The organism is Bacillus sp. DB-2 (assembly GCF_003315125.1).
Taxonomy (GTDB): domain Bacteria; phylum Bacillota; class Bacilli; order Bacillales; family Bacillaceae_G; genus Bacillus_A; species Bacillus_A mycoides.
On record NZ_QNRN01000015.1, the window covers coordinates 80,489 to 105,760 of the forward strand.

Below are 25,272 nucleotides of genomic sequence, written 5' to 3' on the forward strand. Positions count from 1 at the left end.
TTGTATTCTTCTCTTATATTGTAGCATTATTTATCTAATGAGAAAAAGGATAAATTCTCAATTATATGAAAACAGATACTATATTTATTTATACTGATGTAATAAGTGGTAAATAGAGCCAATCATTCCTGCACAATTACCGCTTTGCGCAAGTTTAATCTCACAATTACTATAAATCTCTTGATTTAAGTATGTTCCTATCTCTTCCTTCACTTCATTTAAGAAATCATCGCCTCTTTCAGTAATTCCCCCACCAATAATAATCATTTTCGGATTAAAAATATAAGCAAGATTGCTAATACCAATCGCCAAATGTTTAAAGAAAATCTTCACGGCTTGAGTAACACCGCTATCACCCTTATCATATAATTCGAAAATTATTTTACCATCCCACTCCTTTTTACCTTTATATCTTCGTACAAGATGAATTAATCCCGAAATTGAGGCAACCTCCTCAAAAGTTTTCCCTTCTATTAACATGTTCCCCCATTCCCCAGCGCCAAACAAATGTCCACGGTATAACTCTCCATTTATAACAATTGCTCCACCAATGCCAGTTCCAAGCGTAAGCATAATAAAATCGCTTTCTCCCCTTCCTGTACCTTTCCATTTCTCTCCTAAGGCTGCACAATTAACATCATTTTCAATAGATACAGGAACTTTTAATACTTCTTGTAATCTCTCAACAATAGAAATATTAGCATAACGCGGAATATGATCCACACCTCCCGTTATAACTCCTTTATCAATATCAACAATTCCCGCTGTACTAATACCAATTCCGGAAATAGTATATTCAGTCATTAACTTTTTTGATAAATATATAAGCTTTTGAACAATTTGTTCCCCGCCCAAGTGAATTTCTGTCGGGGCCTTTTTATGTATTAGTACTACACCTATTTCTGAAACAATTCCATATTTAATTTGCGTACCACCAATATCAAATGCAATATATTCTTTCATCCGTTGCCACTTCCTCTACTGTTATGAGTGTAAATTCTCCATCACTCTACTGTTTGCAAGGAATTTACATTAACTCTTTTCTCCCTTTAGAAATACACCACCTTTTTCTATATATAGTTTTTTTTGCATAAAACTCTTTTTCCTATGAAATATTACAAAGGGGTGTATTTTAGATGGAACAATAATTTTTTCTTCAGGAGGAAAACAATGACAAAAATATTCATTTTAGCATCAACACTTTCTTTATCCTTTTTTAGTGGCTTAAATATTGGTAATGCTGCAACTGAAAACTTCAATCCAATAACAAACGCTATTGTACAAAATAACGATAATTTAGCAGAAGGTAATTCAAAAGATAATAATAAACCTCCAGGAAACAATGGCTCTCAGGACGATAGTGGTTCTGACGGCAACGGCTCTGGTGGCAGTGGTTCTGGCGGCAATGGTTCTGACGGCAACGGTTCTGGTGGCAGTGGTTCTGGTGGCAACGGTTCTGGCGGCAGTGGTTCTGACGGCAACGGTTCTGGTGGCAGTGGTTCTGGTGGCAACGGTTCTGGCGGCAATGGTTCTGGTGGCAACGGTTCTGGCGGTAATGGTTCTGGTGGCAACGGTTCTGGCGGTAATGGTTCTGGTGGCAATGGTTCTGGTGGCAGTGGTTCTGGTGACAATGGTTCTGGTGGCAACGGTTCTGGTGGCAACGGTTCTGGTGGCAATGGCTCTGGTGGCAACGGTTCTGGCGGTAACGGCTCTGGTGGCAGTGGTTCTGGTGACAATGGCTCTGGTGGCAACGGTTCTGGCGGCAGTGGTTCTGGTGGCAGTGGCTCCGGTGGCAACGGTTCTGGTGGTAACGGTTCTGGTGGCAGTGGTTCTGGTGACAATGGCTCTGGTGGCAATGGTTCTGGTGGCAACGGTTCTGGTGGCAATGGTTCTGGTGGCAACGGTTCTGGCGGCAGTGGCTCCGGTGGCAACGGTTCTGGTGGCAACGGTTCTGGTGGCAGTGGTTCTGGTGACAATGGCTCTGGTGGCAATGGTTCTGGTGGCAGTGGCTCCGGTAGCAATGGTTCTGGTGGCAGTGGTTCTCAGGGTGGCAACCGTGTTAAAGGCGACAGTAGTTCTCAAGGTGGTAATGGCTCTCAGGGTGGCAACCGTGTTAAAGGCGATAGCGGCTCTCAAAGCGGTAACGCAAAAGATAATGCAACAAAACAAGGCAATAAGCTGCCTAATACTGCAACGCATTATCCTGCATCTATTTTAATTGGTCTTTCGACATTCCTAATTGGTGTGTTACTATTTATTCGTCGTAAAAACGCAAAATAAAAAAATCATCCTTCCATCTAAAAATACATGAAACAGATTATAAAATGAAACTTTAATCAGTGGGGATTTTGTTCATCCCCCACTGATTATTAGCCTTCACCAATCGGGCTTTTACGGGCAGCAGGGCTCCCACCTAACTTCTTAGCTCCAGCCGAATTTTGAAGTGGGAGTTTTACTGCCTGGCAAATAGCGGGATAAAACTAAAAAGGACTTTGATTGCATTTTATTATGCAATCAAAGTCCTTTTTGTCATCTAGTAGAAAAAGTATTAATACGCTTTTCCCCAATACACCATCTGCTTCGCTTTTTTACTACAGCAAATACATTCGTCAGCTAAACTTTCTTGTTCGAACGGAATACAACGTGAAGATACTCCAACTTCTTCTTTTAATTTTTCTTCACAAGCTAGTTCTCCACACCACATCGCTTTAATAAAACCTTGCTTTTCATCAGCCGCTTTTTTCATCTCTTCGAAATTCGTCACACTATACGTATTCTCATCGCGAAATACTTTTGCTTTGCTAAATAAAGAATGGTGAATTTCCTCAAGTAGTGCTGGAATGCGTTCTTCTAATTGATCCATTGATATAAATTCTTTTTCTTTCGTATCTCGCCTTACAAGTACAACTTGATTCTTTTCAATATCCTTTGGACCAACTTCTAATCTAATTGGAACACCCTTCATTTCATACTCATTAAATTTCCAGCCAGGTGTTTTATTGCTAGCATCTATTTTTACACGTGCAACCTTCTGAATACGTCCTTGCAACTCTGTTGCTTTTTCTAACACACCTTCTTTGTGCTGAGCAATCGGAACGATAACAACTTGTACTGGAGCGACTTTCGGTGGCATTACAAGTCCGTTATTATCGCTATGAACCATAATAAGTCCACCTATCATTCTTGTTGATACACCCCAAGATGTTTGATGTACGTATTGCCATTTACCGTTACGGTCTAAAAACTTAATATCAAATGCTTCAGAGAAATTCGTTCCAAAGTTATGAGATGTTCCTGTTTGAAGTGCTTTTCCATCATGCATTAAACTTTCAATCGTATAAGTTGCCTTCGCTCCTGCAAACTTTTCTTTTTCTGTTTTTTGCCCTTTAATAACCGGAATCGCTAAATACTCTTCACAAAAAGCAGCATATAGATTTAAAATATTTAATGTTTCAATTTGAGATTCTTCTGCCGTTTCATGAATCGTATGACCTTCTTGCCATAAAAATTCAGTTGTACGAAGGAATGGTCTCGTCGTCTTCTCCCAACGAACTACTGAACACCACTGGTTATATAACTTTGGTAAATCATTATATGATTGAACAATTTTTGAAAAATGCTCACAGAATAGAGTTTCAGATGTAGGGCGTATACAAAGTCTTTCCGCCAATTTCTCATCTCCGCCATGAGTAACCCACGCTACTTCAGGAGCAAATCCTTCAACATGATCTTTCTCTTTTTGTAATAAACTCTCTGGAATAAACATTGGCATGTACACATTTTCATGACCAGATTCTTTTAATTTTTCATCCATCACTTTCTGCATATTTTCCCATAATGCATAACCGTATGGACGTAAAATCATACAACCTTTCACACTTGAATAATCAACAAGCTCCGCTTTTTTTACAATATCGGTATACCACTGAGCAAAGTCTTCTTCCATTTTCGTAATGGCTTGTACTTGTTCTTTTACCATAGTTATTCTTCCTCCTTTAGAAAATAGAAAAAGCCCGCGTCCCCAAATAGGGACCGAGCTTTGTCGGCGTTACCACCCTGATTCATACACAAAAAAATTGAGTATGCTCTCTTTTTGATAACGGGAATTTCCCGCTGCATATGCAGAACTCAAAGGTAGGTTCCATATCGCCTCTTTAAGAATCTTCCAGCCAAAAGGATTCTCTCTCTGCAAAAAGGTAAGACATGTACTATTCCTTTTTCATCGTTATAACAAAATAAATTTGTTGAATATCATAATATAAATTTTATTTCAAAACAAGAGCCAATTTTCTTATTTTTATACATTATTTTCAATTATCACTGTTTTATACGTAACTTTTCCGAACTATTTTTACAAGTTGATGAGCAACCATACCAATTAGTGTACCAATTAAAACGAAGAAACAAATAAATCCGTATCCCATTCCTTCCCAACCACCAATAGCGATCATTGTTACAGGAAAGAGAGCTAAACAAAGAAGTACTAAACTAAGTGCAAATATAATATCAAACTGTTTGTCTGGAAAACGTTTCTTTAGTAAATATGACATAAAAAATACAAGGAGAACGGTGACTCCACCAATGATGTAAAAGATACCAAATCCATCTAGCCAATCCATAGTATTCCCTCCTTCCATTCATTCCCTTATACTTATTATATGTTTAATTTTTCTGAAAATAAATAACAAAATTTCATTCAAAAATATATTTTTATTACCAGGTATTAATAGTAATATATAAAAATAGGTTTTATATAATCAGGAGGGAAACTTTATGGATAAAGCATTAACAAATCGCGTCATTATTTTATCTTTCGACTGCTTATCAGCTTTAGATTTTCCTATATTACAAAAACTACCTAATTTCCAAACTTTAATAAACAGGGGCGCGATTGCGAAAAAAGTGGAGCCAATTTATCCTTCTGTAACATATCCAAGCCACTCAACAATCGTAACCGGTAATTATCCTAATAAGCATGGCGTTGTCAGCAATACATTACTTCAACCAGGACGTGATTCACCAGATTGGCATTGGTATCGAAAGTCCATTAAAGGAACAACTTTATATGATGAAGCACGCAAAGCAAATTTAACGACAGCAGCCCTTCTATGGCCTGTTACTGGAAGAGCAAATATCAATTACAATTTACCAGAAATTTTTCCAAATAGAGCGTGGCAAAATCAAATTTTAGTTTCATTATTTAGCGGTAGCCCGCTATATCAATTAGATTTAAATCGTCGTTTCGGCCATATACGAAATGGATTGTCACAGCCTGAGCTTGATGATTTCGTCCTTGCTTCTGCCGTACATACAATCCAGACGAAAAAGCCTAATGTTATGTTTGTACATTTTACTGATTTAGATACGCAAAGACATTACCATGGCTTCGAGTCCGAGGAAACAGTAGCTGCAATCCATAGACACGACGAACGCCTTGGAAAAATTATTCATGCATTAAAAGAAAGCGGGATATACGAAGAAAGTACAATTATTGCACTTGGCGATCATAGCGCTTTAAGTGAAAACAAAGCAATCCAATTAAATGTCCTATTTCGTCAAAAAGGACTTATATCCGTAAATAAAAGTGGCAAGTTACTAGATTGGAAAGCTTATTGCCAAAGCTGTGATGGATCTGCCTACGTACATGTAAGAGATAAAAATGATACTGAAACGATTAAAGAGATTCAACTTCTTCTTGAAGGACTTCTTCAGGATAAACAAAATGGAATTGAATTTATTCTGCACGATGAAGATGCAAAAGAACGTGGTGCTGATGGTAATTGCTTATTTATGCTAGAAGCCATGGAAGGTTATTACTTCATTGAAAATTATACAGGTGATTTCATAAAAGAAATTACTAAAAAAGATGTTACTTCTAGTAAGAAATATACATTTGGAACACATGGATATTCCCCAACAAAACCTAACTATGAAACAATTTTTATGGCTGCTGGGAAAGGCATTCAAAGTGGCGTTACAATCCCGTATATGAGACTGATTGATGAAGGTCCCACTATTGCTAGGTTACTCGGTTTACACTTAGGTGAAACAGACGGAGCAATTGTAGAGGATTTACTTCAATTGTAAAGAACTGTGTATATATGTAAAAGTTATGTAAAAATCATCACTGTTTCTCTTTTTACAATTTTTATTTTTGTACACTGTTAGTAGAACAAATTTAAGGGGGAACATTATATGAAAAAAATGTCCAGACAAGAAAAAAGCTGGATATTATATGATTGGGCGAACTCGGTATATTCGCTCGTCATTACAACTGCATTATTTCCAATTTACTTTAAAGCAGCTGCAAAAGAAGCTGGACTATCTGGTGCAACTTCAACAGCCTATTGGGGATATGCAAACTCGTTCGCTACACTTTTAATTTCTATACTCGCTCCTATTCTCGGCACGGTTGCTGATTATAAGGGATTTAAAAAACGATTTTTCACATTCTTCTTTGGACTCGGTATCGTATTTACAAGTATGCTAGCAGTTGTTCCAACATCTCAGTGGTACTTATTACTAGGATGCTATATGCTCGCATTAGTTGGCTTTGCTGGAGCAAATATTTTTTATGATGCATTTCTAGTAGATGTTACCTCTGGAGATAGAATGGACCGAATTTCTACGCGAGGTTTTGCATTAGGTTACATTGGGAGCACAATTCCTTTTATCGGTTGTATTGCTCTTATTATTCTTGCTCAAAAAGGAACTATCCCCTTATCAGTCGGAATTGCTAGTCAAATTTCCTTTGCAATAACAGCTCTTTGGTGGGGACTATTTACGATACCAATGCTAAAAAATGTAGAGCAAACACACTATATTGAACGTCATCCAAGACCAATTGCAATGAGCTTCAAGCGCCTTGCTAATACGTTTAAAAATATTAAAGAATATAAAACTGTATTTATGTTCCTAATAGCTTACTTTTTCTACATTGATGGGGTAGATACAATTATCACTATGTCTACTGCTTACGGAACAGATCTCGGTATTAGTGCAACCAATCTATTAATCATCTTATTTGTAACACAAATTGTCGCTTGTCCATTTGCTTTATTATATGGAAAACTATCGGAAACATTTACCGGTAAAAAAATGCTATATGTCGGCATTATCATTTATATCATTATTTGCACATATGCTTATTTCTTAAAAACGACGTTTGATTTCTGGATTTTAGCAATGTTAGTTGCTACTTCTCAGGGCGGAATTCAAGCACTTAGCCGTTCTTATTTCGCAAAACTAGTACCGAAAGAATCTGCAAATGAATTCTTCGGATTTTATAATATCTTTGGTAAATTCGCGGCAATTATGGGTCCGGTATTAGTTGGTGTCACAACCCAATTAACAGGAAAAACAAACGCTGGTGTCCTTAGTATTATTGTCTTATTTATTATCGGTGGATTCTTATTAACTAGAGTACCCGAAAATAATACGTCCGTTACACCACCTAATCCGAAAACTAAAACAATATAAGAGAAAGATCCCCTTCACACAAGAAGGGGATCTTTCTCTTATATTTTTAACGATAACGCCCTACAATTAAAAACTCTAAAGCTTGTACAAAAATAGTTTATCGACAGTTGTTCCTAATACTTCTGCTAACCGGAATGCTAGTGCTAAGCTTGGATCATATTTATTATTCTCAATTGCATTTATCGTCTGTCTTGATACGTTACACTTATCCGCTAATGCACCTTGTGAAATACTATTTGCAGTGCGCAATTCATAGATTTGATTTTTCACACCGTTTCTCCTAACCTGTAAAATCGTTTTTACATCATCAGTATATAGTTGGTACATGTCATTGTCAAAAGATTGCCGCAAGAAAAGGGAGCAATTCTGCTCCCTTACAATAGCTATTTCGAAACTAATCAATTCGTCATTTCCTCTCGATTCACAATATCTTCTTTCTTTATTTGCATACGTAAAACCGGGCCTATCGCAAGAGGCTATACTCCTTATTTAAGAAAACGTACTTTCAAACCACATTCGAATCATATGTATTATTCCAAATTTAAATCCTAATTTAGTAAGAGATACGGTTCCCTTTTCATTTCCCCTAGCATGTTAAAAATATTTAATCAAACGTTTGTTTAACTGTTTTTATGCATATGTAAGCCAACTAATTAAACGTTTGTTTAAAAAGAAATACGCCCCCTATAGGGCGTATTCTCATCAATCACCGCCGCCTCCACCACAGCTACCTCCACTATCTCCGCCAAAAGACCCTCCGCAATCATGTGAATGCCCGCCATCATGTGAACTATTACTATCAGATCCAGCAAAGAAAAATGATGGTGAGGAGGTGTTAGACGTACTATGTGTATTACTCTTTTTAGTAAGGTTTACTCTTCGATTATTTGATTTAACTGATGCTGCAATCATCCAAATTAAAGCACAAAATAGTAATGCTGCTATAACAAACCCCATATAAAAACCTCCCTTATTTTTTTACCAACTGAAGTACTCTCTCAATATTTTCAAGCGAAATAAAGCGCGATTCACGAAGGATCTCTTTTCCATTATGAAATAATAAAATTGTCGGCCCTGTAAATACCGCATATCGCCCTGCAATCTCTTGCATGTCTTGCAGTAATATTTCTACTTTCTCTACGTAATCATAATTCTCTAATACGCAATTTACTTTTTTTAACATAACATCACAAACACTACAATTTTCCGTTTTAATAAACAGCAGTACTAATTGTTGTCCTTCAATATATGTCGCTAATTCTTCTATCGTTTCAAATGTATTCATCTTATCCCTCTTAGCGTAATTTACGAAATACTTTATCCTGATACATACGAAAAGCTGAACTATCTTTAATCTTTCTCTTTTCCATTACTTGCTGAAAACGCAGCGTTTTTGCTGTTAACTCTTCTTGTAATTCTTTTCTCTCTACTTCATCATAACAGCACGCAATTAAGTCTTCTATTTTTAATATATCTTTTTGTAGTTCCATTTCTGGTGGAATCATACCTGCATTTTTCAAGATTTTATAACTCATTCTAAGTTCTGGAGGTACCATTGAAAGGTCTTCTAATTGTAGTGGTTTTCCTTTCCCCGGAATATGATCGAGATCACCATTCCGTATTGCTTGTCGAATTTTTTCTTCAGCAATGTTCAAAAAGACATCCACACCATTCGCTCCTTTACATATTTTTACTATTATTTTACATGATATTTTCTCATCTTGCTACGCTATTACAAATTGACTTTATACAATTTTTTCTCAAATTTAATTACAAGGAGCCTTTTCCTCCCTAATCAATATTTTATTTTCATGTGTAGTCTGTATTAGAGCCATTTAATATTGAGAAAATCTTTGCGAATCAAATAAAGCGTTTACACCAAATCTTGCATTTGCTACGATTTAATCACCCTCAGCTCCCTTGTATAGACTTCGTGATGTCTGATCATTTTTATCCCGCTTTAATGGGCAGTAAGACCCCCACCTCAAAATTTAGCGAAAGCAAAGAAGTTAGGTGGGGGATCAACTGCCCATTAAAGTCCGATTGGTTCAACTAATAATCAGTGGGGGATGAAGCCCCCCACTGATTAAAGTTTCACTTTATCTAGACGTTTCATACGTCTAGATTCACTTTGGTTTATTGGCGCATGCCTTTAAATATATCTTTTATTTTGAAAGGAGAAATGACTATGAGATCAAAAAAATTCACGCTACTATTACTATCCCTACTACTTTTCTTACCTCTTTTTCTCACAAACTTTATTACTCCAAATTTCGCATTAGCAGATTCACCAAAGCAAGGTCAAAAAATTGTTGGGTATTTTCCTTCATGGGGCGTTTACGGACGTAATTATCAAGTTGCAGACATTGATGCATCAAAGCTAACTCATTTAAACTATGCTTTCGCTGATATTTGCTGGAATGGAAAACACGGAAACCCTTCTACTCACCCCGATAATCCAAATAAACAAACGTGGAACTGTAAAGAATCTGGTGTACCACTGCAAAATAAAGAGGTCCCTAATGGCACTCTCGTACTCGGTGAACCATGGGCTGATGTCACAAAATCTTATCCGGGATCGGGTACAACTTGGGAAGATTGTGATAAATATGCCCGCTGTGGAAATTTCGGAGAACTGAAACGATTAAAAGCTAAGTATCCTCACTTAAAAACAATTATTTCAGTTGGTGGCTGGACTTGGTCTAACCGCTTTTCTGATATGGCCGCTGATGAAAAAACAAGAAAAGTATTCGCTGAATCTACAATAGCTTTTCTTCGCGAATATGGATTTGACGGCGTTGATTTAGACTGGGAATACCCGGGTGTTGAAACGATTCCTGGTGGTAGTTATCGTCCTGAAGATAAACAAAACTTCACCCTTCTGCTTCAAGATGTTCGAAATGCATTAACGAAAGCTGGTGCAGAAGATGGTAAACAATATTTACTAACAATCGCGTCAGGTGCAAGCCAACGTTATGCGGATCATACAGAGCTAAAGAAGATTTCTCAAATACTGGATTGGATTAATATTATGACATACGATTTCCACGGTGGGTGGGAAGCTACTTCTAACCATAATGCTGCACTATACAAAGATCCAAATGACCCCGCAGCGGATACGAAATTTTACGTAGATGGTGCGATAGACATTTATACAAATGAAGGGGTTCCAGCGGATAAACTCGTATTAGGTGTACCTTTTTACGGACGTGGATGGAAAAGTTGCGGAAAAGAAAATAATGGGCAATACCAACCTTGTAAACCAGGTAGTGACGGAAAGCTCGCTTCTAAAGGCACTTGGGATGATTATTCTACCGGTGACACAGGTGTGTACGATTATGGTGATTTAGCATCTAATTATGTGAATAAAAATGGTTTTGTTCGCGGATGGAACGATGTAGCGAAAGTACCTTATTTATATAATGCGACTACAGGAACCTTTATTAGCTATGATGACAATGAATCTATGAAATATAAAACAGACTATATAAAGACAAAGGGTTTAAGTGGCGCAATGTTTTGGGAACTAAGCGGGGATTGCCGTACAAGCCCAAAATATAGTTGTAGTGGACCAAAATTACTTGATACGCTAGTAAAAGAATTACTTGGTGGACCTATTACTCAAAAAGATACTGAACCACCAACAAACGTAAAAAATATTACTGTTACAAATAAAAATTCAAACTCAGTTCAATTAAACTGGACTGCATCTACTGATAACGTAGGCGTTACTGAATATGAAATTACTGCCGGAGAAGAGAAATGGAGTACAACAACAAATAGCATTACAATTAAAAACTTGAAACCTAATACAGAATACACATTTTCAGTATTAGCAAAAGATGCTGCTGGTAACAAATCACAACCTACTTCTATTCTTATAAAAACAGATGATGCTAACACAACACCTCCTGGTGGAAATGGCAATGCTACCTTTTCAGTCACTTCAAATTGGGGAAGTGGTTACAACTTCTCAATTATACTTAAAAATAGCGGAACGACCCCTATTAAAAACTGGAAATTAGAATTTGATTATAACGGCAATTTAACACAAGTTTGGGATTCTAAAATTAGTAGTAAAATAAATAATCATTACGTAATTACGAATGCAGGATGGAATGGTGAAATTCCTCCTGGTGGATCAGTTACAATCGGAGGGGCAGGAACAGGTAATCCCGCCGAACTTGTAAATGCATCCATTAATGAAAACTAAACGTAACCTCCATTAATTATTTCACTAAAGTTTGAATTTAGGTTTGAGTGCTCTATCCTAAATTCAAACTTTTAATTTTATGAAAAATCACAATTTATATTATAATAACCTATTATAATTATATTTAATTTCTAATATGAAGTTTATGTGAAGTTCATCTGAATTTCACATGAATTCCCTTTAAGTTCTATTGTCTTCCCATACTAATCACATTATCCTTTACATATAGGAATCATTTCCATTCCGTTTCAAACTATCTATATATAGATACAAAGATAGTGGCCTATTAGGGAAAGGCATCTAGTATTATTATAAATATAACCAAAGAAAAAGAACTCTTATGGTGCGCTTATAAGCGCACCATAAGAGTTCTTTTTCTTAAAATTCTCACGTAAGAGTTCTTGAAAATCATGTTACTCACAAAGAAAAGGCATTAGCTCATAAAAGCTAATGCCTTTTCTTTGTGAGTATTGTTAAACGTTCCATTTTTCGATATTCCATATTTTCGTTATCCATGCTTCATAGAAAGATGGCTCATGTGAAACAATTAAAACTGTACCTTTATATTGTTTTAACGCTTTCTGTAAAGCCTTCTTAGTCTCTGTATCCAAATGGTTAGTTGGTTCATCTAAAATTAAAACATTGCTTTTAGTTACGATAAGTTCGCATAATCGTACTTTTGTTTGTTCTCCTCCACTTAATAACTGGATAGATTTTAATACATGTTCTTCTTTCAATCCGCACTTTGCTAATGCTTGTCGGATTTCTTTTCTTGTCATATCTGGTCTCCCTGCCCATACTCTTTCTAGTGCAGTTATTTCTGAGGAAAATTCCTCTTGTGCAAAATAAGCGGGTTTTACTCGTTCCCCAACAGAAACTGAGCCGCCTAACGGTTTTATTTGTCCTAGTAATGTTTTTAACATTGTTGTTTTTCCAATCCCATTATGACCAATAATCGCAATCTTTTCCCCTTTTTTCACTTGAAAATCCAATTCCGGAAATAACGGTTCACCATAACCAATTTTCAGTTTCTCTACCTGTAATATACGACTCACTGGCTCAGTATAAACATTAAAATCAAAACGGGCGCGAGGTACATCGTTAACCTTTTCAACCTTTTTCATTTTCTCTAATACTTTTTCACGACTTTTCGCTTGTTTCGCTTTACGAATTTTATTTTTTTGAATAAAACCCTCTAAATGTGCAATTTCTTTTTGTTGTTTCGCATACGCCGCTTGTAATTGTTTCCTTTGTAATTGATAACTTTGCAAAAAGGTTTCATAATCTCCTACATAGCGCTTAACCTTTCGTTCTTCTAGATGATAAATAACATTCGTAATATTGTTCAAAAATATTTCATCATGCGAAATGATAATATAAGCTTTTTCATACATTTGTAAATACGATTGCAACCATTCTATATGAGCTGTATCTAAATAGTTAGTTGGCTCATCTAATAATAAAACATCCGCTTTTTCTAAAAGGAGTTTCCCAAGTAACAACTTTGTCCGCTGACCACCACTTAACTTTGAAACATCCTTTTCCAATCCTATTTCAAACAAGCCTAAGCCGGTTGCTACTTCCTCAATTTCTGTATGAATTTGATAAAAATTAGAATTCTCCAATATAGTTTGTAACTCTCCATACCTTACTAACAATTTTCCTACTTCTCCTGCTCCAGCCATCTCTTCTGTAAGTTTTAACATGTCACGTTCCAACTCATACAGGTTAGAAAACGCACTTTGCAAGTATTCTTCAATTGTTATGCCTTCTTGTAAATCTATATGCTGTTGTAAAAAGCCAATCTTCACATGTGAAAACCATTCAATGTTGCCATCATCATGTATAAGTTCTCCTGTTAACAAGCGTAATAATGTGGATTTTCCAATTCCATTTTTCCCTACTAGCCCAACATGTTCGCCCTTTAATAATCGAAAGCACGCATTATATAAAATGGTTTTCTCACCATATGAATGACTTACATTTTCTACTGTTAATATACTCATCTTTTTTCTCTCCTTTTCTTATGATCCATAAGCTAAATAGAGAGAACAACAGTATAAAGCCTTATTTAGTTATACATATAAAAATGGGTAAGGTGAATACACCTTACCCATTACATATTATCGTAAAAAAGGATTAAGGTTCTTTACCTGCTGTCTTCAATTTAGCTTATTTGTTAAAAATGGGCAGACTTCTCCCGTATCAAGCTAAAACCATTTGAAGAACAGTTGATAAAGTCATTTTATCCTTTCACTCCTTTAACATTTGTTATATTAAGAGTATAAACTACTCTGTTATATTCTATTCTCTACTTTTTCTTTTGTTCCTTCTTCCAATTTATCCGATGTTAATGAACCCACTATTTCCCCTATAGATTTCATCTTTCTCCTTCAATAGAAAAAAGCCTCTTAACAGCAATTATACAAAAAACTGTTAAAAGACTTTTTTCTATTTTTTCATGTAAGGAGCCAATACTCTTAAAATTTCTTCCTTATCCTTCTTTAACTCAAGAGATGTTAACATATCCATCGTTCGCGGCCTAGGTAATTCCACTTGGACCTCGCCAACTATTGATGCTGGTCTTTGAGATAAAATAAATACGCGATCAGAAAGTAAAATTGCCTCATCTAAGTCATGTGTAACCATAACAATTGTTTGCTTTTCTTGATGCCAAGAATTTAAGAGCCAACTATGTACTTCCATTTTTGTAAATGCATCTAATTTTCCAAAAGGCTCATCAAGTAGCATAATTGGCTTTTCACATAAATATGTGCGAAGGAAACTAATTCTTTGACGCATTCCACCTGATAACTCATCTGGATAATGGTCCGCATATTCATCTAGCTCAAACTGCTTTAATGCTTCCATTCCTTCTGTCAGCCTTTGTTTTTTAGGCTTCCCTTCAATTTCCAATGGAAGAACGATATTTTGCAAAGCCGATCGCCACGGTAGTAATAAATCTTGTTGCGGCATATAACTAACAACATCTTGTTTTTTTACATACTCTTCGTTATAAAACACTTCTCCGCTCGTTGGCTCTTCAACACTTGCAATCATATTTAATAATGTACTTTTTCCACAACCACTCGGACCTACAAAAGAGACAAACTCTCCCTCTTGTATAGAAGCACTAATATTTGCTAATACATTCTTTCCATCGAAAGCTTTTACAATATCTTTTATTTGTAATCCACTCATTTTTCACTTGGAAGGAATTCATTTGTAAAGGCATCTTTTACATCGATTTTCTTTTTAATAACTTTGTTGTCATATAAGAAATTCATGTAATTTGTCCAAATCTCTTCCTTCTGTACTCCCCACGCTTTTGCATCATCTTGATACTTTGTACTTAACCACTTTTGGCTTTCTTGTACTAATTCTTTATTCACATCTGGAACAGCTTTAATTAAAATATCCGCAGCTTCTTTCGGTTCTTTAATTGCAAAATCATAACCTTCTGTCGTTGCCGTCATAAATTTTTTCACAAAATCTTTATCTTGCTTCGTATGTTTTTCACTTGTAATAATAACAGGACTATAGAAATCAAGCGCTGGATCTAAGTCTTTTACCATAATTGTATTTAACTCTTTTCCTTGACGCTTCGCTTCAATTCCATCCCATCCATAATAAATCCATTCAAAGTCTGCATCACGACCAATTGATTTAAAGAAATCTGTTTGTCCAAGAATAATTTTTTCAACTTTATTAAAATCAGCTTGATGTTTCTCCATAATCGTCTTTAACGTCGCTTCTTCTGCTGGTCCCCCCCAGCCGCCGTAACGTTTACCTTCAAAATCTTTTGGTGACGTCATATTATCTTTTTTTAGAGATGCAAAAGCAGAGGTATTATGCTGAATAATTGCACCAACAGAAACAACTGGGATTCCTTCAACACGAGCTAATGTTACATTTTCTTGTGCGCTTATCGCAAAGTCTGCTTTCCCAGAAGCAATCATCTGCTCTGCCGTTACATTATCACCAGGCTGGATAATTTCTACATCAAGCCCTTGCTTTTTGTAATAATCTTTCGTTTGCGCTACATATAAGCCAGTATGATTCGTATTTGGAAACCAATCTAAAACGACTTTTACTTTTTTATCTTTACTTGAACTTTCTTCTTTCTTCGCCGGATTACATCCGGCAACAGTTACTGCTAATAATGCAGCTAACATAATTTTTAAACCTTTTTTCATTTTCTGCCGCCCTTTCTGTATATCCATGGTGCTGTTATTCTTGCCATAAATTCAACAATAAAGTACAGACATAATGTCACCATGACGATAATCGCTGCAACACCAAATACTCGAGCCGTTAAAAAGGATTTTGTTGCTCTTGTAAGCATAACTCCTAATCCTTCACTGGCACCAAGCCATTCCCCAATAATCGCCCCCATCACACTATATGTAACAGCAATTTTTAAACCTGAGAAAAAGTATGGGAGTACTGCTGGAAACTTTACTTTCTGGTAAACTTGCCCTTTCGTTGCCTTCATTGTTTGTAACAGTTTCAGCATATTTTTATCTACCGTTTGGAAACCTTCTAAAATGCTAAGCGCAATTGGGAAGAAACAAACAAGAATAACAACCATTACTTTTGGCAACATTCCGTATCCAAACCAAATAATAAATAATGGTGCGAGCACAACGATTGGAATTGTTTGCGAAATAACGAGCAACGGATTCATTAAAATCCGAAATAAAGGGATGACATCCATAATGATAGCAATGCTCGTCCCAAGTAAAATTGCAAAAAACAACCCAATTATTACTTCCTGTAACGTTTGCACTGTATTCGGTAATAGTAAATCTTTCATTCCAATTAACTCTTGCACAATTGCAGAGGGCTTCGGTAAAATCCACGGCTCAATTTTAAATAGTGAAACAGATCCTTCCCATATAGCAATGAGAAGGATAAGCCAAATTGTTGTGATTATTTTAGATCGCTTCTGGTTTTGCATATTCATCACGGTACTTCCAAACTTTTTCGTCAATCGTTACGCCTGTACTTGGACGATAGTGAATTTTAATAGAAGTGATTACTTCTTCTGCTCCAGCATCGACGCAAGCTTGTTGCGCGCGTTTAATGACGTCAAGAAGTACATCTAATTCTCCTTCCAACGTTGTTTCCATTGCCCCTACTTCATAACGAACTCCCGACTGTTGTACAACTTCAATTGCTTTATCAACAACGGAATACACATCTTTGTTCTTCGCTTGTGGTACTACTGAAAATGAAATTGTAACTTGTTGTGACATAATAAAATCCCCCTTACAAAATATGGTTTCAAAAAAAAGAAAAGGCTTTCCTACCATGTAGGAAAGCCTTGTATACAAGTTATTCTATAATAACTTATGCTACATCACTTTAAAGTAACTCCCTACGCTGGCATTATCCAGATCAGGTTGAGGGTCGATGTATACTTACATCCTCTCAGCCAATTGGCTCCCCGGTTCTTAATTCGTTTTCATTGTAGCATGATTTATTTTATTGAACAAACAAAAGCGTACATATCATTTCATTATTTTCGGAAAATATCCAACTTCTTCACCATGAGCTAATAATTGCTGAATAAATTCTTTATTAATCGCTGGCACTACCAGTTCTTTTTTCTTAATCCATTCATTCGTTCTACGAGTACCCATTACAATTTCAGATTGCTGTGCTCCATCTCCTGCAACTTGAGAAGCAATTAGCTCTGCTATTACTTCATCTTCCTTCGCTAATATAAGCCCCCTATTTATATATTGCGAGAGTGGAACCATTTCAAGATTGTATCCACATTCCTCAATTAGCTTTATAAAATGTTCAAATTCAATTTGATGTGGATGACAAATATGTAACGTCTCTCCTACAATTTTTTGATCTTGTAAATACGATACAATCGACTTACTGGCAAAGTCAATTGGTGTAAAATCAACCTTCCACTTCACATTTGGTGCCTTTCCAATTAGAAGCATCGTTTTAATAAGACGATAAAATGCATTTCCTTCAATGTTTTGTTGGAACGAACCCGTTTCTGAATGACATGCTAGGTTACCTGCACGATAAATATTCCCTTGTATGCCGCTCTTCAAAGCTTCACGAACAAGATTTTCCGCCTGTAGTTTACTATCGGAATACACATTCTCTAACTCTACATTATAATTGAAATCACCTGTTTCCATATATGTATCCCATTGCTCTACCGCTAAATCTATTGGAATACCAATTGTAGAAATAAAGTGGAATGTAGCACCATTCTCAGCTAATGCTAGCATACGGCCCGTGCCTTGGACATTCACATTTTCAAATTGTTTTACATCTCCAAAATGTCTTACATCTGCACCACAATGAATTACCGTATCAATCTTGGAACTAATTAAAGTGAATTCCTCTTCGCTCATCCCAAGATACTCTTCTCCGAGATCACCAGGTACAGCCTGTATACGCTGTAACCACTCTTCACATATATCATTAAAGTAACTTGCTAATGTATCGATAATTCTTTGCTGCACATCTTTTGTCGGCCTTACTAAACAATAAATAGTAGCAGATGTATCTCTCAGTAATTCATATAATATGTGCGACCCCAAATAACCAGTAGCTCCTGTTAAAAAGACATTTGAAATGTGGATGTCTTCCAAAGCATTTGAATAAGTAATGGTATCCGGTTCATGAATCACCTTATATTCACGGAATACTTCTTCTGTCTCTACTTTTACTTCTCTCTCAATTCTAGCTAATCCATATATCGTTCTTTCTTTAAAGAAATCCTGAATTGTTAAGTGTGAAAAATCTTCTTTTAACAATGTTAAGACTCGTAATACCTTCAATGAATGTCCACCAATTGTAAAGAAATCATCATGCACTCCAATTTTTGAAACCCCTAATACCTCCGCCCAAGCGTTCGCTATCTGTTTTTCTGCTTTAGTAGAAGGCGCAACATATTCTTGTAGACGAATCGGCTCGTACTTTTCTTCTAACTGGGCTAACTTCTTAACATCAATCTTTTTATTTGGTGTAAGTGGTAGTTCATTAATATAAATTAGTTTAGATGGCACCATATAATCCGGTAACTGCTCTTGTAGCTGATAAACTAATTCTGGTATTTCCTTTTTGTTTAAAGTTGTATAGAATGCAATTAAATATTGGCTACCTTCCTTACTCTTCTTAGCAAAAACAGCATTTTCTTTTATATTATGATCTTGAGAAATTTTACTTTGAATTTCTCCTAATTCAATACGATGTCCTCTAATCTTTACTTGATCATCTTTCCGATGTAAAAACTCTATATTTCCATCTTCTAATAGTTTAACAATATCACCTGTTTTATATATATTGACTATAGGATTAAAAGGGTTTGGAATAAAAGCTTCAACTGTTTTTTCAGGCTTATTAAAATACCCCTTTGCTAATCCTACTGAATCTATATACAATTCACCAGGTACACCAATTGGACAAAGATTCATATTCTCATCCAAAATTATAACTTGATAATTAGCACATGGCTTACCAATTGGGATACTCGCATCATCCTCATTCAACTGACTAGGTATTTGATAGGTTGTCGTCACTACAGTACATTCTGTTGGTCCGTATACATTATGAATTTCAACATTTGTACCTATTCTTTCTCTCCACATTTTAATAACCTCTACAGGCAACATTTCACCGCCAATAGCAATTCTTTTTAAGGAAGCTAGCTTATATACATCTTCTTTTGCTAAATAAGTTGCTACTTGTCGAACAAAAATTGTCGGCAACGCCAAGATTGAATTCGCTTTTACTTTATGGATTGCAGTTGCAAATGCTTCTACAGACAATCGCTCTTCCTCTAATAATACATACAAGTTTCCTCCGCAAAATAAAGAAGCGAATGACTCCCATACAGAAGCATCAAAGCTAAAGGAAGGAAATTGTGCAAATACATCTTCTTCTGTCAATTCATATTGCCTTTGCATCCAAGTGTACAGGTTAATAACACCTCTATGTGCTAACATCGTTCCCTTTGGATTTCCTGTTGAACCAGATGTATAGATCATATATGCTACATCATCACAATGAATAGACAACTTTACATCTGTAGCCTCACAAGTTTCACTATCATAAATTGAGACAGTTTGAACCTCATCACATGTTATAGGTGTTTCTTTCATTAAAATAACTTTCGCTTGGCTATCTTGAATAATGTACTGAATTCTATCTTCTGGATAATCTGGATCAATTGGAACATACGCTGCACCAGCTTTCAATATGGCCACCATACTTACTACTGTGTCTATGCTACGTTTCATAAATATTCCAACATAGTCGCCTAACTGCACACCGTTCTTAATTAACAGATGGGCTATTTGATTACTTTTTTTATTTAGTTCCTCATATGTTAAAGTACCCTCTTTTGAAGATAAAGCTGTACAATTCGGAAATTGAGTAACAGTTTTGTAGAACATATCGACAATACTTTTCTCAGGGTATACTGCTGTCGTGTCATTCACTAGATTATAAAGTGCCATCTCGGCCTCTGTAATAATATTAAAATGCTTTATATACTTACTTGTATTTTGTAATGCATCAATTAAAACACCATTTATTTGTTGTGCATAACGAATAATTGTTGTCTCTTTCCAATTAACACTATTAAATATCACTTCTACACTTTGCATATTTTTATTCAATACAAATTGTAACGTATTCTTGTCTTGTAAATCATAATACGTTTCACCAATAATAATAGGTGAAATTTCAGATGAATTATTACTGTTTTGAAACTCTCCTATTTCTTCCTCATTCATTTCTTGGATTTGTTCCACTTGCTCTACAATCTGCAAATTCAAACTTTCATAGGAGAGATAATTAGAAACTTCAATAGTAATAGGAAATAAACTTCCTCTTGTATGATAGAGCACGATAATGTGCTTTTCTTTAGAAATATGATATAACCACGTTGCAGTTGCTCCTATTAAATCTACAATATGAGTCAGTTTTGGGAATGGCATAGTTTTTCCTTTTATTCTAAACTCCATCTCCTGCGCATCTTTAGGTATTTTAATACTTCCTTCTACTTTTCCTAAAAATTCTTTTACCATCTCATTATAAGAAATCGTTAATTTCATATTTATGTAAATTCCTTTCCTAAATATAATAAAGGTGTGAAAATCCACACCTTTTTTCATCCCGTATTTACAGGCAGATTGGTTCAATTCATAATCAGAGGGCTGGATAAACCAACCCCTGATTAGAATTTCACTTTCTCCTTATTCACTTTTAAACTCACCAATTAGCTCTTGTAATTCCTGAGAAAGCCAACTTAAAGAAGTCGCCAATTCTGCAATATCTTGTACTGATATTTCTTGCTCCTTCATACTTTCTTCAACATTACTACTGCTATTCGCATAAGTATTCGCAATATGTGATAATTCATTTACGACTAGAACGATATTCTGGCTATTTTGTAAAATATCACCTGAGTTGCTAGAAACAGCCCTAACTTGATCTGTAACAGACTGTGCTGACTTTGAAATTTTCTCGAAGAACGCACCACTACTTTGAACAAGAGTAATTCCAGATTCTACTTCTTTTGAACCTTTCTGCATTGAAACTACAGCCTCTTCTGTTTCAGCCTGCGTTTCACTAATTAATTTCGCTATATCTTTCGCTGACGTTTCAGTTTGTTCTGCTAATTTGCGCACTTCATCAGCAACAACTGCAAACCCTCTTCCAGCTGCTCCAGCACGTGAAGCTTCAATAGAAGCATTTAAGGCTAATAAATTTGTTTGATTTGAAATACCTGTAATTACAGTTACAATATCACTAATTTCTTTTGACCTTGTTTCTAACGAATAGATGATAGAAGATAAATCTTGTACTGCATTTTGGATTAAACTCATTTGATTAATAATTTGTCCAATGACTTCATTACCTTCAATTGAATGTTGCTCCATACCTTCTGAAGCAACTGCAACTTGTTTCGCGGCCCCAGTTATCTCTTCTACCTTATTTTCCATTCCATGTACAATTCCTAGGCATTGTTGTACTGAAGTTTCTTGAGATTGCGCTCCTACTCTTAAACCTTCAATAGAACTTGCAATCTCTTGAACTGCCATACTGTTTTCCTCTGTACTTGCCGACAATTCTTGTGAAGAAGAAGAAACTTGCTCAGCAGTCTGCCTTACTTTATCTATAATTCCTTTAAATTTATCAATCGTATTATTGAAATATACATTAATAATTCCAATATCATCTGGTCTTTCTTTTAATTTAATACTTAAATCACCTTCACCAATCTTACGTAATCCCTCTCGTAAATCTTTTAATGGAGCTAACGAGTGACGTACGATAAAGAATTGAGTAATAGTTGCAATTGCTAATGAAATAATAATAAAGAGTATACCCTGTAGCACAAAATTCTTCTTTGTACTAGGAACGATAGAAGCGTCTAAGTCAGCCGCAACAATTGCAACAATATTGTTTTCTCCATCTGTAATTGGCTCTAATATTGTCACCCACGAACCTAATTCATCTTCATATACTTCTGTCATCTGAGCCTTTTTCGTATCCATCACTTTATCGTATGCATTCATCCAATGAGCGGGTTGTTCATAATAATCTCCCGGCTTTACAGGGACTGCATTTGTTAACTCTGTAGTCAAACCAACGAGTTGTAGCTCTCGCTTTTCATTCGCTTTTGCTCCTGTAACATACGTTTGTCCAACACTTTTCAACTCTTTTGACACTTCATCTAATTGCTCTGTTAACTTTTCTTTTTTCACTCTTTCGGCTGTAGGATCTTTCGTCATGTCTCTAACTAATTCTACATCCAGTTTTTTTAGCACTATCTCTCCCGTTTCAATAGACTGTCTTTCAAATAAAGACATCATACTATTTTGAAACATGTTGAAGCTTAATGCCCCCATACTTCCAACAAGCGTCAAAATAACTAAGACAGTTAATAGGACGTTCTTTTGAAGAAATGATAACTTATGCCAATACTTTTTCACTAATATTCACCTTCCTTAATTATCAAAATTAAAAGCAAAAAAACAAAATATAAGAATATTTTGCTTGAAAATGATTCTCAATATGTTCGAGAATAAAAAAAGACCAATGTAAAAACATTGGCCAAGACCAACCCTATCCGTCCGGTAACTGGCTAGCATAGCCTTTCGACCTTAGCTCCTGTAGTTTTGCGTCCTCATGTTTCCATAAGTTTGCCTTTCTCGCTGAACGAGTTGAACGATATGGGAGTTCTATGAGAATTACAATATTCTCTTTCAAAGATTACAACATAAAAATTAAAATGTCCACCCATTTGTACATATAAATATAAAGTTTTAACGGATTATTTTTTCGAAATAATTTAACAAAGTACGTGAATGTTACATTTCTTGTGTTATATAATAAAAAATGTATATAAAATAAGGACTATTACGGATGTTTATTTAATTTTCATTCAAATTAAATTATTCGAATATATCTTAACTTACGAATTTCGGAGGTAGTTTATCATGTTTTGGCTACAATTTCTTACGTTACTACTCTGCATTTTTATCGGTGCACGCCTAGGCGGAGTTGGTCTAGGAGTAATGGGTGGCGTTGGTATGGCAATACTTGTTTTCGTCTTCCACTTACAACCTACAGCTCCTCCTATTGATGTAATGCTTATGATTTTAGCAGTAATTACAGCTGCCGGTGCTTTGCAAGCTGCTGGAGGAATGGATTACCTTGTCTACCTTGCTGAGAAAGCATTACGAAAAAATCCAAAGCGTATTACATTTTTTGCTCCTATTGTTACTTATTTATTCACGCTATGCGCGGGAACTGGTCATGTCGCTTATTCTGTACTTCCCGTTATCGCCGAAGTATCTCGCGAATCAGGAATTAGACCTGAACGACCAATGTCAATTGCCGTTATCGCTTCCCAGCAGGCAATTACAGCTAGTCCAATATCGGCTGCAACAGTTGCGCTTTTAGCAATGTTAGCCGACTATAAAATCACCTTGTTAGATATTTTAAAAGTCAGTATCCCTTCTACTTTTATTGCTTGTATGGTAGCTGCATTCGTTGCTAGTAAAATGGGAAAAGAATTAAATGAAGACCCTGAATACTTGAAGCGATTAAAAGAGGGAATGATCCCTAAACTTGAAGAGAAAAAAGAATTTTCGGGTGTAAAAGGCGCTAAATTATCAGTTATCCTTTTCCTAGTAGGAACTTTCCTTGTCGTACTTCTTGGTTCATTTGAAGCCCTTCGTCCGGGATGGATGGTTGACGGGAAATTAGCTCGTCTTTCCATGCCAAACACAATTGAAATGGTCATGTTAACCATTGCTGCTCTTATTATTATTTTCTGTAAACCAAATGTGGAAAGCATTGTAACTGGTAACGTCTTTAAAGCAGGCGCAACAGCAGTTGTTGCTATTTTTGGTATCGCTTGGATGGGAGATACTTTCTTCAACGGAAACTTAAATATAATTCAAGGATCAATTCAACACTTAGTGACAAGTACACCATGGTTATTTGCTATTGCACTATTCATTCTATCTATTTTACTGTATAGCCAAGCAGCAACAGTTCGTGCTTTAGTGCCACTTGGACTATCACTTGGTATTCCGCCGGCATTACTTATTGCGATGTTCCCTGCAGTAAATGGATATTTCTTCATTCCAAACTACGGGACAATCGTTGCTGCAATTAACTTTGACCGTACTGGTACAACAGGAATTGGTAAATATGTTTTAAATCATAGCTTTATGATTCCGGGCCTGATCGCAACCTTTACTTCTATTGGAATTGGAATGCTCTTAATTTCAATTATGTTTTAAAGAAAAAGCACAAACCTTTATTTAAAAAGGTTTGTGCTTTTTTAATCAAACGTTTGTTTAAACTTTTTTGGCAGTCTATTCCTCCATATAGCATTTAAAATATTACATGGGCTTTTTCTACAAACTCTTATTTACTTCCTCAACTAATTTCTTCGTACTTTCATACGCAGATTCCGCTAAGCTAATCGCTGAAATAACTGAAACACCATCCGCACCCGCTTCTATAACAGAAGCTGTATTTTCAATTGTAATCCCACCAATCCCAACGATCGGTATTGTAATCTCTTGTTCCCTAAAATACTTTAGACCTTTCGTTCCTTGAACCGCTTTTGTATCTTTTTTCGTACTCGTCGGAAAAATTGGACCAACTCCTAAATAATCGGCTCCATTTTCAATCGCCCAGCGTGCTTCTTCAATTGTATGTGTAGATACTCCAATAATTTTATCTCCCATTTTTTTACGAACAGATGTAATTCCTTCATCATCTTGTCCAACATGCACGCCATCTGCATCTAACTCGAGGGCTAGTTCCACATCATCATTTACGATGAATGGTACATCGTACTCCTTGCAAAGCGCTTGCAGTTCTTTCGCAAAATCAATACGTTTCTCTCCCGTTAAAGCCCCTTCCCCCTTTTCACGAAATTGAAAAATTGTTATACCGCCTTCAAGTGCATCTCTCAATACTTGTAGTCGCTCCTTCGTACAATTGTTACTTCCCATAATAAAATATACTCGTAATAACCTAGACATTTCATCCATTGTAATGCGCGACATCTA

Annotated in this window: 20 protein-coding genes, 1 pseudogene, 2 riboswitches and 1 other annotated feature; of the genes and pseudogenes, 5 read left to right on the forward strand and 16 right to left on the reverse strand. The window is 35.8% G+C overall.

Annotated features, from left to right (window positions below):
* Positions 1–84 precede the first annotated feature (84 nt).
* The gene (locus tag DET63_RS23280) at positions 85–963 is read right to left on the reverse strand and encodes an ROK family protein (protein ID WP_113937981.1); all 879 of its coding nucleotides are present in this window, start codon (positions 961–963) and stop codon (positions 85–87) included.
* A 207-nt stretch (positions 964–1,170) separates the two neighbouring features.
* Between DET63_RS23280 and DET63_RS30805 the strand changes: the two genes are divergently transcribed.
* Entirely contained in the window at positions 1,171–2,280 is a 1,110-nt protein-coding gene (locus tag DET63_RS30805) for a cell wall anchor protein (RefSeq protein WP_113937982.1), read from the forward strand.
* A gap of 268 nt (positions 2,281–2,548) precedes the next feature.
* On the opposite strand, the gene proS is transcribed toward DET63_RS30805, so the two are convergent.
* Positions 2,549–3,979 carry a proline--tRNA ligase gene (gene proS / locus DET63_RS23290; RefSeq protein ID WP_044444318.1) on the reverse strand — a complete coding sequence of 477 codons (1,431 nt, stop codon included), beginning with the start codon at positions 3,977–3,979 and terminating at the stop codon, positions 2,549–2,551.
* Positions 3,980–4,024: 45 nt separating this feature from the next.
* Positions 4,025–4,232 (reverse strand) — a binding site (T-box leader).
* Positions 4,233–4,325: 93 nt separating this feature from the next.
* Positions 4,326–4,619: a YesK-like family protein gene (locus tag DET63_RS23295; RefSeq protein WP_113937983.1), complete on the reverse strand. Its 294-nt coding sequence runs from the start codon at positions 4,617–4,619 to the stop codon at positions 4,326–4,328.
* Between the two features lie 154 nt (positions 4,620–4,773).
* Between DET63_RS23295 and DET63_RS23300 the strand changes: the two genes are divergently transcribed.
* Positions 4,774–6,087 carry an alkaline phosphatase family protein gene (locus DET63_RS23300; RefSeq protein WP_113937984.1) on the forward strand — a complete coding sequence of 438 codons (1,314 nt, stop codon included), beginning with the start codon at positions 4,774–4,776 and terminating at the stop codon, positions 6,085–6,087.
* Positions 6,088–6,195: 108 nt separating this feature from the next.
* Positions 6,196–7,479 (forward strand): MFS transporter, encoded by a 1,284-nt coding sequence (locus tag DET63_RS23305; protein WP_078204724.1) that lies wholly within the window; start codon positions 6,196–6,198, stop codon positions 7,477–7,479.
* A 75-nt stretch (positions 7,480–7,554) separates the two neighbouring features.
* On the opposite strand, the gene DET63_RS23310 is transcribed toward DET63_RS23305, so the two are convergent.
* From DET63_RS23310 to DET63_RS23330, 5 genes and pseudogenes are all read right to left on the reverse strand, one after another.
* Complete coding sequence (locus tag DET63_RS23310) at positions 7,555–7,806, reverse strand: helix-turn-helix transcriptional regulator (RefSeq protein ID WP_088031697.1); 252 nt, start codon at positions 7,804–7,806, stop codon at positions 7,555–7,557.
* 162 nt (positions 7,807–7,968) lie between these two features.
* Positions 7,969–8,052 (reverse strand): annotated as a pseudogene (locus DET63_RS23315) (histidine kinase); the annotation flags it as partial.
* Positions 8,053–8,181: 129 nt separating this feature from the next.
* A complete protein-coding gene (locus DET63_RS23320; protein ID WP_113937985.1) occupies positions 8,182–8,436 on the reverse strand; it encodes a hypothetical protein in 255 nt (84 codons plus the stop codon).
* A 13-nt stretch (positions 8,437–8,449) separates the two neighbouring features.
* Positions 8,450–8,764 carry a thioredoxin family protein gene (locus DET63_RS23325; protein WP_113937986.1) on the reverse strand — a complete coding sequence of 105 codons (315 nt, stop codon included), beginning with the start codon at positions 8,762–8,764 and terminating at the stop codon, positions 8,450–8,452.
* A gap of 10 nt (positions 8,765–8,774) precedes the next feature.
* Positions 8,775–9,146, reverse strand: a complete 372-nt coding sequence (locus tag DET63_RS23330; RefSeq protein WP_002140246.1) for a DnaJ family domain-containing protein — start codon at positions 9,144–9,146, stop codon at positions 8,775–8,777.
* 521 nt (positions 9,147–9,667) lie between these two features.
* Between DET63_RS23330 and DET63_RS23340 the strand changes: the two genes are divergently transcribed.
* Positions 9,668–11,692, forward strand: coding sequence for a glycosyl hydrolase family 18 protein (locus DET63_RS23340; protein ID WP_113937987.1), 2,025 nt, complete (start codon positions 9,668–9,670; stop codon positions 11,690–11,692).
* Between the two features lie 473 nt (positions 11,693–12,165).
* Here the strand turns inward: DET63_RS23340 and DET63_RS23345 are convergent, their stop codons facing one another.
* The 7 genes from DET63_RS23345 to DET63_RS23375 form a co-directional block, all read right to left on the reverse strand.
* A complete protein-coding gene (locus DET63_RS23345) occupies positions 12,166–13,698 on the reverse strand; it encodes an ABC-F family ATP-binding cassette domain-containing protein (protein ID WP_113937988.1) in 1,533 nt (510 codons plus the stop codon).
* Positions 13,699–14,143: 445 nt separating this feature from the next.
* Positions 14,144–14,893, reverse strand: a complete 750-nt coding sequence (locus DET63_RS23350) for an ABC transporter ATP-binding protein (RefSeq protein WP_002139487.1) — start codon at positions 14,891–14,893, stop codon at positions 14,144–14,146.
* On the reverse strand, positions 14,890–15,888 hold the full coding sequence (locus tag DET63_RS23355; protein ID WP_002124979.1) for an ABC transporter substrate-binding protein: 999 nt from the start codon (positions 15,886–15,888) through the stop codon (positions 14,890–14,892). Before DET63_RS23355 ends, DET63_RS23350 begins: the two co-directional genes overlap by 4 nt.
* Positions 15,885–16,658, reverse strand: a complete 774-nt coding sequence (locus DET63_RS23360) for an ABC transporter permease (RefSeq protein WP_113937989.1) — start codon at positions 16,656–16,658, stop codon at positions 15,885–15,887. The genes DET63_RS23355 and DET63_RS23360 overlap by 4 nt, the downstream gene beginning before the upstream one ends.
* On the reverse strand, positions 16,630–16,950 hold the full coding sequence (locus DET63_RS23365) for an MTH1187 family thiamine-binding protein (RefSeq protein ID WP_000082898.1): 321 nt from the start codon (positions 16,948–16,950) through the stop codon (positions 16,630–16,632). Before DET63_RS23365 ends, DET63_RS23360 begins: the two co-directional genes overlap by 29 nt.
* A gap of 102 nt (positions 16,951–17,052) precedes the next feature.
* Positions 17,053–17,154, reverse strand: a riboswitch (TPP riboswitch).
* Positions 17,155–17,205: 51 nt separating this feature from the next.
* Positions 17,206–20,787, reverse strand: a complete 3,582-nt coding sequence (locus tag DET63_RS23370) for a non-ribosomal peptide synthetase family protein (protein WP_113937990.1) — start codon at positions 20,785–20,787, stop codon at positions 17,206–17,208.
* A gap of 141 nt (positions 20,788–20,928) precedes the next feature.
* Entirely contained in the window at positions 20,929–22,671 is a 1,743-nt protein-coding gene (locus tag DET63_RS23375) for a methyl-accepting chemotaxis protein (RefSeq protein ID WP_113937991.1), read from the reverse strand.
* Between the two features lie 140 nt (positions 22,672–22,811).
* A riboswitch (cyclic di-GMP riboswitch) is annotated at positions 22,812–22,896 on the reverse strand.
* Positions 22,897–23,178: 282 nt separating this feature from the next.
* On the opposite strand from DET63_RS23375, the gene DET63_RS23380 reads away from it, so the two are divergent.
* Positions 23,179–24,492, forward strand: a complete 1,314-nt coding sequence (locus tag DET63_RS23380; RefSeq protein ID WP_113937992.1) for an anaerobic C4-dicarboxylate transporter family protein — start codon at positions 23,179–23,181, stop codon at positions 24,490–24,492.
* Between the two features lie 117 nt (positions 24,493–24,609).
* On the opposite strand, the gene thiE is transcribed toward DET63_RS23380, so the two are convergent.
* Positions 24,610–25,269 carry a thiamine phosphate synthase gene (gene thiE, locus DET63_RS23385; protein WP_113937993.1) on the reverse strand — a complete coding sequence of 220 codons (660 nt, stop codon included), beginning with the start codon at positions 25,267–25,269 and terminating at the stop codon, positions 24,610–24,612.
* Positions 25,270–25,272 lie beyond the last annotated feature (3 nt).

Coding starts and splice junctions, on each gene's coding strand:
- DET63_RS23280 (WP_113937981.1), bottom strand. CDS start 963: ATGAAAGAATATATTGCATTTGATATTGGTGGTACGCAAATTAAATAT.
- DET63_RS23325 (WP_113937986.1), bottom strand. CDS start 8,764: ATGAATACATTTGAAACGATAGAAGAATTAGCGACATATATTGAAGGA.
- DET63_RS23360 (WP_113937989.1), bottom strand. CDS start 16,658: ATGAATATGCAAAACCAGAAGCGATCTAAAATAATCACAACAATTTGG.
- DET63_RS23340 (WP_113937987.1), top strand. CDS start 9,668: ATGAGATCAAAAAAATTCACGCTACTATTACTATCCCTACTACTTTTC.
- DET63_RS23350 (WP_002139487.1), bottom strand. CDS start 14,893: ATGAGTGGATTACAAATAAAAGATATTGTAAAAGCTTTCGATGGAAAG.
- DET63_RS23365 (WP_000082898.1), bottom strand. CDS start 16,950: ATGTCACAACAAGTTACAATTTCATTTTCAGTAGTACCACAAGCGAAG.
- DET63_RS23300 (WP_113937984.1), top strand. CDS start 4,774: ATGGATAAAGCATTAACAAATCGCGTCATTATTTTATCTTTCGACTGC.
- thiE (WP_113937993.1), bottom strand. CDS start 25,269: ATGTCGCGCATTACAATGGATGAAATGTCTAGGTTATTACGAGTATAT.
- proS (WP_044444318.1), bottom strand. CDS start 3,979: ATGGTAAAAGAACAAGTACAAGCCATTACGAAAATGGAAGAAGACTTT.
- DET63_RS23305 (WP_078204724.1), top strand. CDS start 6,196: ATGAAAAAAATGTCCAGACAAGAAAAAAGCTGGATATTATATGATTGG.
- DET63_RS23355 (WP_002124979.1), bottom strand. CDS start 15,888: ATGAAAAAAGGTTTAAAAATTATGTTAGCTGCATTATTAGCAGTAACT.
- DET63_RS23370 (WP_113937990.1), bottom strand. CDS start 20,787: ATGAAATTAACGATTTCTTATAATGAGATGGTAAAAGAATTTTTAGGA.
- DET63_RS23380 (WP_113937992.1), top strand. CDS start 23,179: ATGTTTTGGCTACAATTTCTTACGTTACTACTCTGCATTTTTATCGGT.
- DET63_RS23345 (WP_113937988.1), bottom strand. CDS start 13,698: ATGAGTATATTAACAGTAGAAAATGTAAGTCATTCATATGGTGAGAAA.
- DET63_RS23310 (WP_088031697.1), bottom strand. CDS start 7,806: ATGTACCAACTATATACTGATGATGTAAAAACGATTTTACAGGTTAGG.
- DET63_RS30805 (WP_113937982.1), top strand. CDS start 1,171: ATGACAAAAATATTCATTTTAGCATCAACACTTTCTTTATCCTTTTTT.
- DET63_RS23320 (WP_113937985.1), bottom strand. CDS start 8,436: ATGGGGTTTGTTATAGCAGCATTACTATTTTGTGCTTTAATTTGGATG.
- DET63_RS23295 (WP_113937983.1), bottom strand. CDS start 4,619: ATGGATTGGCTAGATGGATTTGGTATCTTTTACATCATTGGTGGAGTC.